The sequence below is a fragment of the Streptomyces sp. 11-1-2 genome (assembly GCF_003595545.1).
Lineage (GTDB): Bacteria > Actinomycetota > Actinomycetes > Streptomycetales > Streptomycetaceae > Streptomyces > Streptomyces hygroscopicus_B.
Map to the genome: position 1 here is coordinate 788,529 of NZ_CP022545.1, position 10,981 is coordinate 799,509.

Sequence of the window (10,981 nt, forward strand, 5' to 3'; positions counted from 1 at the left end):
CGCTCAGTGGGCGGGCAGCCCCGCGCGCACCCGTTCCAGCGTGATCGGCAGATCGCGGACCCGCACCCCCGTGGCGTGGTACACCGCGTTGGCGATCGCCGCCGCCGTGCCGACGATGCCCAGCTCTCCGACGCCCTTGCTGCCCATCGGGTTGAGTTCGTCATCGTGCTCATCGATCCAGTGCGCCTGGATGTCCCGCACATCGGCGTGGGCGGCGATGTGGTACGAGGCCAGGTCGTGGTTGGCGAAGTCGCCGAACCGCGGATCCACTTCGAGCCCTTCGTGCAGCGCCGTCGAAAGCCCCATGCACATGGCGCCGCGCAGCTGCGCACCGGCCGTCCGGGGGTTGATGATGCGTCCGGCGGCGAACATCCCCAGCAGCCGGTCGACCCGCACCTGACCGGTGACGGCGTCCACCCGCACCTCCGCGAACTCGGCGCCGTAGGCGTGGCGCGAGAACTCCCGGCGCGCCGCGACGTCCTCGGCGGTGTCCGCCCGTTCCTCCAGGCCGCCGGGCGGGATCGCGCCGGCGGACTCCGCCAGCCGCTTGGCCAGCGCCCGGCACGCCTTGGACACCGCCCATCCCCAGGAGCTCGTGCCCATCGAGCCACCCGCGAACGGCGCCTGGCCGTAGACGCTGCGGCCGATGTCGAGGGTGACCCGGTCGATCTCCACACCGAGTTCGTCCGCCGCCACCTGGGTCAGCGCGGTACGGGCCCCGGTGCCGATGTCGGCCGCGGCGATCCGTACCGTGAACGCGCCGTCGGGCTCGACACGGGCGGTCGCGGTGGCGGGCCAGGTGATGGCGGGGAAGAGGGACGCCGCCACTCCGGTGCCGACCAGCCAGCGCCCCTCCCGGCGGCGCCCCGGGGCCGGGTCGCGGCCCGCCCAGCCGAAGCGCGCCGCGCCCTCCCGCAGACATGCCACCAGGTTGCGGCTGCTGAACGGATGGCCGGTCTCGGGGTCCACGGACGGCTCGTTGACCACCCTCAGCTCGATGGGGTCCATGCCCAGCCGCACGGCCAGTTCGTCCATCGCGCTCTCCAGCCCGAACATCCCGGGTGCCTCGCCGGGGGCCCGCATCCACGACGGCGTGGGCACGTCCAGCCGCGCCAGGCGATGGGTGGTGCGGCGGTGGGGCGCGGCGTACATCGTGCGGGCGGGGGTGGCCGTCTGCTCGCAGTACGGGGCGAGGGTGGAGCTCTGCTGCAGCGCGTCGTGCCAGACGGCGGTGAGCCGGCCGTCCCGTTCGGCGCCGAGCCGGACGCGCTGCAGGGTGGGTGTGCGGTACGAGACCATGGTGAACATCTGCTGCCGGGTGGCCGCCACCTTGACCGGCCTGCCCACCGCGCGGGCGGCCAGCGCGGCGAGCACCGTGGGCGGGCGGGGGATCGCCTTGGAGCCGAAGCCTCCGCCGGTGTGGTCGGCGACGATCCGGACGGCGCCCTCGGGCAGGCCGAACAGCTCGGCCAGCCTGCCCGCCGTCATCCAGGGGCCCTGATCGCCGTTGTAGAGAGTGAGCGAGTCCCCGTCCCAGACCGCGATGGTGGCGTGCGGTTCCATCGCGCAGGTGTGCTCCGGGGGCGTGGTGTACGTGGCGTCGAGGACGACCGGCGCCGCGGCGAGGGCGGCCTCCACATCGCCGGTCTCGGTGTGCCCCGGGTAGCCGCCGTTGACCGTGTCGGGGACGACGATGCGCGGATCGCCGTCCATCAGCTCGGAGTCGTGGTCGTCCACGTCGTACTCGATCCGCACCGCCGCCGCGGCCTGACAGGCCGTCTCGAAGGTGTCCGCCACCACGGCCGCCACGATCTGCCCCCGGTAGGCGACGTCGGCGGATTGCAGAACCGCGAGTTCGGGATCGTCGGTCGGGTGCAGCCGGGGCGCGTTGCGGCTGTCGAGCACGGCGATCACCCCGGGCAGGGTCCGGGCCGCTCCGGCGTCGACGGCGCGCACCCTGCCGCGCGGGATGGTGGACTGCACCGCCCACGCGTACAGGGCGTCCGGCACCGGGTACTCATAGGCGTAGAGCGCGGTGCCGGTGACCTTCTCGCGTCCTTCGACACGGGTCACCTCCGCGCCCACGGTCCGCTGGAGCGTGGTCATCGACGCTGCCCTCCCACGAGGTCGCGCACGGCCGAGGTGATGACATCCACGGCGAGGTCGATCTTGAACGCGTTCTGTGGCAGCGGGCGCGCCGAGGCGAACTCGGCCCGTGCCGCCTCCCGCAGGGTCTCCTCGGTCGGCTGCCGGCCGAGGAGCAGCCGCTCGGTCTCGCGGGCCCGCCAGGGGCGGGTGCCCACGCCGCCGAGCCCCAGCCGGATCTCCCGCAGTGTGCCGTCGGGGTCCGTGGCGGCCACGGCGGCCACCGACACCACCGCGAACGCGTAGGACCAGCGGTCGCGGACCTTGCGGTAGGACATGGCGGCGCCCTCGGGGGGCGGTGGCAGCTCGACACCGGTGATCAGATCACCCGGTTGCAGCACCGTCTCGCGGTCCGGTGTGTCACCGGGCAGCAGATAGAAGTCGTTCAGCGGCACCGCACGGGGGCTGCCGTTCACCCGCCGCAGATGGACGACCGCGTCGAGCGCGGCCATCGCCACCGCCATGTCCGAGGGGTGGCTCGCCACGCAGAAGTCGGAGGTGCCGAGCACGGCCAGGTCGCGGTGGAGGCCCTGGATGGCCGAACAGCCGGTTTCCGGCTGCCGCTTGTTGCAGGGTTTGGTGACGTCCTGGAAGTACACACAGCGGGTGCGCTGCAACAGATTGCCCCCGGTGGTGGCCACGGTCCGCAGTTGCCCGGAGGCCCCGGACAGCAGCGATTCGGCCAGTGCCGGGAAGCGCTCGCGGACGCCGGGGTCTCCGGCGAGCCGGCTGCCCGATACCAGCGCGCCGATGAGCACGCCGCCGTCGGGGCGGTGCTCGATGGTGTCGTACGGGAGCTGGGTGATGTCGACGAGCATGGCGGGCTCGGTCACCCCCAGTTTCATCAGGTCCACCAGGTTGGTGCCCCCGGCCAGATACACCGTCTCGGTGGAGTCGGCCACGAGCGTGGCGGCGGCCTGGGGGTCGGTGGCGCGCTCGTAGGCGAACGGCTTCATCGCGTGCCTCCCGCCGCGCCGGCGCGGGCCGGGGACCCGTCGCCGTCGGCCCCGGCGACCTCGCGGATGGCGGCCACGATGCCGGGGTAGGCCCCGCAGCGGCACAGGTTGCCGCTCATCCGCTCCCGGATCTCGTCGGCGTCCAGGTCGCCCGGCGCGCCGACCCCGGCCGCCACGTCCTCGGTGACATGGCTGGGCCAGCCGCGCGCGGCCTCGGTGAGCGCGCCGATCGCGGAACAGATCTGGCCCGGTGTGCAGTAGCCGCACTGGAAACCGTCGTGTTCCAGGAACGCCCGCTGCAGCGGGTGGAGTTCCTCCGGGGCGGCGAGCCCCGCGACGCCCTCGATGGTGGTGATGTCGCGGCCCTGGGCGGCCACGGCGAACACCAGGCAGCTGTTGACCCGCTCCCCGTCGATCAGGACGGTGCAGGCCCCGCACTGCCCGTGGTCGCACCCCTTCTTGACCCCGGTCAGTGCCAGGTGTTCGCGCAGGGCGTCCAGCAGGGTCACCCGGTGGTCGAGGGTGAGGGGGCGGTCAGCACCGTTGATACGCAGCGTGAGATCGCTGTGAAACGCGTGAGCTGTCACATCACTCAGCCTGGCATCGGGGTGGGCGCCCCGCATCTTCGGCGTCACTCCCCGTGCTCGGGCTCCGGAGGCAGAGGATCGAAGGCCAGCCGCAGATGCGCCAGGTCCGGGGGGACCGGGGAGCTGGGGTGGTAGAACGGCGGGGCCGCGTCGGCGGCGGGCGAGTCGGCCAGCCGGAACCGGTCCCGCAGCCGGTGGTAGAAGCGCGTCGGCGCGAGCCGTACCAGCCGCAGCCGGTTCGGTGCTCGGTAGGCGGCCACCCAGTCGCCCGGATCCAGTACCCCGCGCAACTGCCCGTCGAGGCTGACCGCCACCTGCCCCGAGGTCGGCAGGACCCGCACGGCGACGGCCTCGTCCACCGCGGCCACCACGGTGCGGTCGAAGGCGATGTGCGGGGCGACCGGGGTGAAGACCACCGCGTCCATATGCGGGGAGACCACCGGGCCGCCGGCGGCGAAGCTGTAGGCGGTGGAGCCGGTCGGGGTGGCCACGATGATCGCGTCGGCCGAGTACGAGGCGAGCAACTGCCCGGACACATACACCCCCAGCCCGGCCTGGCGGTCGCGGGCGAGCTTTTCGAAGACCACGTCGTTGACGGCGATGACATCCAGCGGAATGCCCCAGCCGACCTCCTTGGGCCCGCGGCCGGGGCGGACCGTGGGCGGCGGCGGCACGGGGCCCCGCCCGTACCGCAGCAGCGCCTCCATGCCCTCGGGCATCTCCAGTGGCCGGGACGCCCGCAGGGTGAGCAGCATCCGCTCCTCGATCGTGGCACGGCCGTCGTGGACGGCGTCCAGCGCGTCCTCCACCTGATCGACGGTGATCTCGGTGAGGAAGCCGACCCGCCCCACGTTCACTCCCAGCGCCGCGGCCCCGTTCACGGCGGCGAGCCGGGCGCCGCGCAGAAAGGTGCCGTCGCCGCCGAAGGTGACGATCAGGTCGGGGTGGCCCGCGGCCGCGGCCTCCTGCTTGGCGCTGCGCCGGGGCTGGTCGCCACGCCAGACGTCCAGTTCGAAGCAGGAGATGCCGTGGGCAGCGGCCCATGCGCGGGCGGTGTGCGCCGCCGCGACAGCGGTGGGGCGGGCCTGGTGGACGACCATGCCGAGCCGGTTGACAGCCATGGCCCTTCCACCGTAGATCGGCCGGCCTCGAGGCGCCCGCCAGGCCGCCAGGCCGGCAGGCGGTCATGGCGACCGGCCGGACGTGGCGAGGCCGGGCACCCTGGAGCTGAACATCCACGCTGATCTATGGTGTTGATCGGCAGATGGCCTGCGGTGGAACCACACCGCATCCATAGGGAGCCAGGGATGGTGCAGCAGATGGCGAGCCAGAGACGAACCGAGCTGGTCGAGGGCCTGATGGCGAGCTTCCCCCAGGTACCCCGGGAAGCCGTGATCAAGGAGGACCTGCTGCGCGGCGGCATGGCCTTCGACGAGTCCGCGCTCAGCGGCAACGGCGACGGCGACGTCAAGCCGAAGTCGTATTTCATCTTCTCGTTCGACCACCGGACCCTGCCGGAGCTGGGCGCCGCGGCCCTCAACCGGCCGCCCGAGGAGATCGTGCTCACCGGCGGGCCGTACGACCTGCGCCGCACCGTGGTGTCCGTCCGCGTCAACCCCGCGTCGCCGTATGTGGTCCGGGCCGGGGAGGACGGTGCGCTGGGCCTGTATCTGGACGGTGCGCGCATCGCCGATGTGGGGCTGCCCCCGATGCCGGACTACTACCGCCACACCCTGTCGAACGGCAAGTCGGTGATGGAGGTCGCGCCGACCATCCAGTGGGGCTATCTGGTCTATCTGACGGTCTTCCGGGTGTGCCAGTACTTCGGCGCCAAGGAGGAGTGCCAGTACTGCGACATCAACCACAACTGGCGTCAGCACAAGGCGGCGGGCCGCCCGTACACGGGAGTGAAGCCGGTCGAGGAGGTGCTGGAGGCGCTGGAGATCATCGACCGCCATGACACCGCCCGCACCTCCCAGGCGTACACCCTCACCGGCGGCGCGATCACCTCGCATATCGGCGGCCGGGACGAGGCCGACTTCTACGGCCAGTACGCCAAGGCCATCGAGGAGCGCTTCCCGGGCCGGTGGATCGGCAAGGTGGTGGCGCAGGCGCTGCCCAAGGACGACGTCCAGCGGTTCCACGACTACGGGGTGCGGATCTACCACCCCAACTTCGAGGTGTGGGACCGGCGGCTGTTCGAGCTGTACTGCCCGGGAAAGGAACGCTACGTCGGCCGCGACGAGTGGCACCGCCGGACCCTGGACTCGACCGAGGTGTTCGGCGCGCGGAATGTGATTCCCAACTTCGTCGCGGGCGTGGAGATGGCCGAGCCGTTCGGCTTCTCCTCCGTGGCCGAGGCGATCGACTCCACCGCCGAGGGGCTGCGGTTCTTCATGTCGCACGGTGTCGTGCCCCGGTTCACCACGTGGTGTCCCGAGCCGACGACACCGCTGGGCAAGGCCAATCCGCAGGGCGCCCCGCTGGAGTACCACATCCGGCTGCTGGAGACCTACCGGGCGACGCTCGAGGACTTCGGGCTGGCCTCGCCGCCCGGGTACGGCCCGCCGGGGCCGGGGCGGGCGGTGTTCTCGGTGAGTTCGTTCATGGACAGCCTGCCCGCCGCGGAGCCGGAGCAGGAGCCGGTGGCGCCCTGACGCCGACGTCCGCCCCCGGTTCGGGGAACCTCGTCAGCCGACGTGGACGTGGGGGCGGCGGCCACGGTCGGGTTCGGCCTCGCGGAGCACCTCACGGGTGACGGGGGCGACCTCTCCCTGGCCGAAGAGGAAGAAGCGCAGGAAGTGGGCCAGCGGATGACCCTCCGTCCACTCGAAGTAGATGTGCGGGCGCTGCCCGGTGGCGTCCCGCACCCACAGCAACAGCGCCGCCAGCGCGTTGGGGATGGTGGCGCTCTGCAGGGTCAGCACCCGGTAGCGGCCGTGCACCACCTCTCCGCACACCTGCAGCTCGCTTTCGAACTCGGACGGGTCGGCGACGGTGACCTCGACGAAGATGATGTCGTCCTCGGGCGGGATGTCATTGTCCGCGCGGATCTGGTGCTGCTTCTCCCGGTATTCGGCCAGGTCGCGGCGTTCCGGCTTATTGGCGATGAAGCGGATCCTGCGGTGGGCGGTGTCGCGGAGGAACCGCTCGGCCAGGGGGTCGAACGTCACGCTGGTGACCCGTAGCTCGAACGCCCTGGCGACCCGGGACAGCAGCGATACGGCCAGGATGCCCGCGATGAAGCAGGCGCCGATCTTGACGCCGTCGGGTCGTTCGACGACGTTGACCGCGGTGGTGTACAGGAAGATCACCGCGATGACGCCGAAGCCGATGGTCCAGCCGCGCTGCCGGGCGCGCCGGGCGGCGATGGTCACGGCGATGGCGGCGGAGGTGATGAGCACGAGCACACCGGTGGCGTAGGCGCCGCCCTGGGCGTCCACATCCGCCTTGAAGAGCCAGGTCACCAGGAACGCGACGGCGATGAACACCAGCACCATCGGGCGGACCGCGCGCGCCCAGTGGGGTGCCATGCCGTAGCGCGGCAGATAGCGGGGCATCAGGTTGAGCAGTCCGGCCATGGCCGAGGCGCCGGCGAACCAGAGGATGGCGATGGTGGAGGCGTCATAGACGCTGCCGAACGCCGAGCCCAGGTACTCATGCGCGAGATAGGCCAGGGCGCGCCCATTGGCCTCGCCGCCCGGTTCGAACTCCCGCTGCGGGATCAGCAGGGTCGTGATGAAGCTGGAGGTGATGAGGAAGATGCTCATGATCACCGCGGCGGTGGTCAGCAGCTTCCTGGCGCCCTGGATGCGTCCGGCGGGGCGCTCTGGGGTGTCGCCCGGCTTGCCCTCGATAAGCGGTATGACGGCCACGCCCGTCTCGAACCCGGACAGGCCGAGGGCCAGCTTCGGGAAGATCACCAGCGCCACGCCGATCATCACCAGGGGACTGCCGCGCTCGGCGACCAGCGCCTGGGACCAGTCGGGGATCACATGCGGCGCGGTGCGGATATGCCACAGTCCGACCGCCACCACGACGGCGTTGAGCAGCAGATAGACCGCGACCAGCACCATGGCGATCCCGATGGCCTCGGTGAACCCCCTGAGGAACACCGCGCCGAGCAGCCCCACCAGGATCAGGGTGACGGCCACCTCATGACCGTGCAGGGTCGAGGTGAGATGCGGATTCTCCACCAGGTGGGCGGTGGCGTCGGCGGCGGAGAGGGTGATGGTGATGAGGAAGTCGGTGGCCGCGAAGCCCAGCAGGGTGAGGACGAACAGCTTGCCCTTCCAGAAGGTCAGCAGCCGCTCCAGCATCGCGATCGAGCCCTGGCCGTGCGGGCTCTCCTCGGCCACCCTGCGGTACACCGGCAGCGCGCCCACCAGGGTCACCACCACCAGCACGACGGTGGCCACCGGGGAGAGCAGCCCGGCCGCCAGGGCGGCGATACCGGGCTGGTAACCGAGGGTGGAGAAGTAGTCCAGACCGGTCAGGCACATGACCCGCCACCACGGCCGGCCGTGGTGTGCGCTTTCCGGCTCGGCGTACGGGCCGGGCTGGCGCTTGGCGATGTCGGTCAGGCCCGCCAGCAGCCATCCGCGCAACCGGTGCCGTGCCCCGCCGTCGGAGGCGCCGTCGCCAGAGGTGGACGAGACCACGGGGGTACTCCCGTCGTACAGCGAAGAGGTCCCCGGCCATCGGTGAGACCCTTCGGTCAGCGTATGCGGGCCGGCCGGCCACCACCCGGCCGGTGCCGCCGGCCGAAGGACATCGCTTTCTCAGTGGGTTTTCATCTTCGGTCCGTACGGTTGCGGCACATGGACACCACCAAGACCGACCAACCGACCGACACCGCTGTGCAGCCCGCAGAAGGCGAGGAAGAAGCCACGGCGGAGGGTGCCCCGAACGCTGTTCCGGACCCGCAGGAAACTTCGGACCCGCACGAAGCGGACCTCGAGGAAGATTCCGACGACATCGGAACCCCCTCCCCGGCCACCACGCCGAGCGTCGTCCCCGGCGCCGCCTCGGTCGTCGCCGCCGGCCTCGGGCTCGCCTCGCTCTCCGGCACCTGGCTCGGCACCATGCTGCAGGAGCGCAAGCAGCTGACCGGCCAGATCAAGGCCCAGTCCGGGTCGGCCGCCGATCAGATCGCCACGGTGTACGGCACTCCGTGGCACACCACGGCCTTCGTCAACGGGTTCTTCGCCCTGGCCGCCGTGGTGATCGCCGGTGTGGTGCTGCTGCGGCAGCGGCGGCCCGTCACGACCGGGGCACCCTGGGTGACCGCGGTGGCCTGGGGAGCGGTGGCGCTCGGCGTGATCGGTCTGCTGATCGCCGCCGCCATGGGGCTGGACATCTTCAGCGAGCTGCCGAAGGTGCCCGCCTCCCCGAACGCTCCGGCCGGCTGACCCGATCCGAGCGCGCCCCGTGGTCCGGATGGCTCACGCGGGCGCGCTCCGTCGGCGGGGCGTGACACGATGTGCATGTCACGATTGAGGTCCCGGCATCGGGACACCCGCGAGGGGGACAGGCCGTCCGGCCGCCCCCGGCGGAGAGCGCCACCAGGACGGCACGGACTTCCGCCTACGGAGTTTCCCGCCGATGAGCCGTTCCTCAACGTCCCCCTCCGACCGGCACGGGACACCGCGCACACCGCATACGCCGAACCCACCGGAGCCCTCGCGCGCACCGGAGGCACCGGACAGCCGACCCGAGCCGGACGGGCCCAAGGCACAGCCGGACGGGCCCAACGCACAGGGGGACAAGGACGCCCGGACCGCAGTCACCGTCTTCGTCGCGCTCGGCGCCAATCTGGTCATCGCGCTGGCCAAAGCCATCGGCGGGGTCTTCGCCGGTTCCCCCGCGCTGCTGTCCGAGGCCGCCCACTCCGTCGCGGACAGCCTCAACGAGGTGTTTCTGCTCGCCTCCCTCAAACGCAGCAAGCGGGCGCCCGACGACCAGCACCCCTTCGGCTACGGCAAGGAGCGCTACTTCTGGGCGCTGCTGGCCGCCGTCGGCATCTTCGTCATGGGCGGCTGCTTCTCCTTCTTCCAGGGCGCCGAGGCGCTGAGCGCGGGCAGTTCCGAGGACCACAGCGGCTATCTGGTGGGCCTCGCGGTCCTGGGCCTGGCGCTCATCGCCGAGGGCTCCTCGCTGGTCCGGGCGCTGTTCCAGGCCCGCGGGCACGCCCGGGAAGCGGGCCGTGGCATGGCGGCCGAACTGCGCAGGGGCGACGACCCCACGCTGCGCACCGTCCTGGCCGAGGATTCCACCGCCTGTCTCGGTGTGGTGTTCGCCCTGCTCGGCATGTGGCTGCACATGGTCACCGGCGAGGTGGCCTACGAGGCCACGGCCTCCATCCTGATCGGGGCGCTGCTGGTCTATGTGGCCTACCGGCTGGCCAGGGAGTCGCGCGCACAGCTCATCGGTGAGGCGATCGACCCGGTCCAGCGCCGGGAGCTCCGCCGGTTCCTCGAGGGACAGCCGGAGATCGACACCGTGACCAGTCTGCTGACGATGCGTCTGGGCAACGATTCGACACTGGTGGCGGCCCGCGTCGATCTCTTCCCCGGTCTCGACAGCGAGGAGGTCGAGGAGGTCCTGGTACGCGTCAAGACGGCGATGGCGGAGATCTGGCCGCACGCCGACCAGATCTTTCTCGATGTCACCGACGCCTCGGCCAGGGACCGGGCGAAGGCGAACGAGGACCGCCAGGCGCTCGATGAGACGGTGGCGGCCGTGGAGCGGGAGGACCGCGGGGCGTGAGATTGGCCCCGGCGGGCCTGGGTACCCGGGCGAAGACCAGCCCACAACAGCGACTCATGTACGGAGGCAGAACTGATGGGCCTCGGCGGTTGCATATTGATGATCGCGGTGGGAGGGATTCTCACCTTCGCCACCGACTGGAACGCCAGCGGCTTCAACGTCCACTTGGTCGGCCTGATCCTGATGGCCGTCGGCATCATCGGCACGTCGGCGTATGTGAGTGTGTACAAGCGCCGGCGCGTCGTCGAACCGACCGCAGTGGCGCCTCCCGTGGTCGAGGAGTCCGACCACCACCGGCACCACCACTACTGAGTACCGGTCAGCCCCTTTCCGACGAGGTGACCACCGCCGTGGGCGGTGGTCACCTCGTCGTCGTACGACTCCCCGGGCGCGGTTGGGCGTTGAGCCCGCTGCGGGACCCTTGACAGTTCCCTGTTTAAAACTGTCAGAATCTGTTGCGCGAAGGGCCGTTGTGGTCGGTCACGTGCCCTTCACCACCACACAATCGAAGATAAGGGGATCGCG

General features: G+C 71.3%; 9 protein-coding genes. 4 read left to right on the plus strand and 5 right to left on the minus strand.

Features of this window, described 5'->3' with window-relative positions; genetic code table 11:
* Window positions 1–3: 3 nt before the first annotated feature.
* From CGL27_RS03730 to CGL27_RS03745, 4 genes are read right to left on the minus strand one after another with little or no spacing between them, the layout of a single operon-like run.
* The gene (locus CGL27_RS03730) at window positions 4–2,106 is read right to left on the minus strand and encodes a xanthine dehydrogenase family protein molybdopterin-binding subunit (RefSeq protein WP_119984504.1); all 2,103 of its coding nucleotides are present in this window, start codon (window positions 2,104–2,106) and stop codon (window positions 4–6) included.
* Window positions 2,103–3,101, minus strand: coding sequence for a xanthine dehydrogenase family protein subunit M (locus tag CGL27_RS03735; protein ID WP_119984506.1), 999 nt, complete (start codon window positions 3,099–3,101; stop codon window positions 2,103–2,105). The genes CGL27_RS03730 and CGL27_RS03735 overlap by 4 nt, the downstream gene beginning before the upstream one ends.
* Window positions 3,098–3,724 carry a 2Fe-2S iron-sulfur cluster-binding protein gene (locus tag CGL27_RS03740; RefSeq protein WP_107438931.1) on the minus strand — a complete coding sequence of 209 codons (627 nt, stop codon included), beginning with the start codon at window positions 3,722–3,724 and terminating at the stop codon, window positions 3,098–3,100. The genes CGL27_RS03735 and CGL27_RS03740 overlap by 4 nt, the downstream gene beginning before the upstream one ends.
* Window positions 3,725–3,732: 8 nt before the next feature.
* Complete coding sequence (locus CGL27_RS03745) at window positions 3,733–4,809, minus strand: NAD(+)/NADH kinase (protein ID WP_078638451.1); 1,077 nt, start codon at window positions 4,807–4,809, stop codon at window positions 3,733–3,735.
* Between the two features lie 198 nt (window positions 4,810–5,007).
* Between CGL27_RS03745 and CGL27_RS03750 the strand changes: the two genes are divergently transcribed.
* Window positions 5,008–6,345 carry a radical SAM protein gene (locus CGL27_RS03750; RefSeq protein ID WP_119994229.1) on the plus strand — a complete coding sequence of 446 codons (1,338 nt, stop codon included), beginning with the start codon at window positions 5,008–5,010 and terminating at the stop codon, window positions 6,343–6,345.
* A 33-nt stretch (window positions 6,346–6,378) separates the two neighbouring features.
* On the opposite strand, the gene CGL27_RS03755 is transcribed toward CGL27_RS03750, so the two are convergent.
* Window positions 6,379–8,349, minus strand: a complete 1,971-nt coding sequence (locus CGL27_RS03755; protein ID WP_119984507.1) for an APC family permease — start codon at window positions 8,347–8,349, stop codon at window positions 6,379–6,381.
* A 159-nt stretch (window positions 8,350–8,508) separates the two neighbouring features.
* Between CGL27_RS03755 and CGL27_RS03760 the strand changes: the two genes are divergently transcribed.
* The 3 genes from CGL27_RS03760 to CGL27_RS03770 all read left to right on the plus strand — a co-directional run bounded on the left by CGL27_RS03760 (window position 8,509) and on the right by CGL27_RS03770 (window position 10,768).
* Window positions 8,509–9,099 carry a hypothetical protein gene (locus tag CGL27_RS03760; RefSeq protein WP_078638453.1) on the plus strand — a complete coding sequence of 197 codons (591 nt, stop codon included), beginning with the start codon at window positions 8,509–8,511 and terminating at the stop codon, window positions 9,097–9,099.
* 193 nt (window positions 9,100–9,292) lie between these two features.
* Window positions 9,293–10,456 (plus strand): cation diffusion facilitator family transporter, encoded by a 1,164-nt coding sequence (locus CGL27_RS03765; protein ID WP_119984509.1) that lies wholly within the window; start codon window positions 9,293–9,295, stop codon window positions 10,454–10,456.
* Window positions 10,457–10,531: 75 nt separating this feature from the next.
* Window positions 10,532–10,768, plus strand: coding sequence for a hypothetical protein (locus CGL27_RS03770; protein ID WP_078638455.1), 237 nt, complete (start codon window positions 10,532–10,534; stop codon window positions 10,766–10,768).
* The last annotated feature ends 213 nt before the right edge of the window (window positions 10,769–10,981 follow it).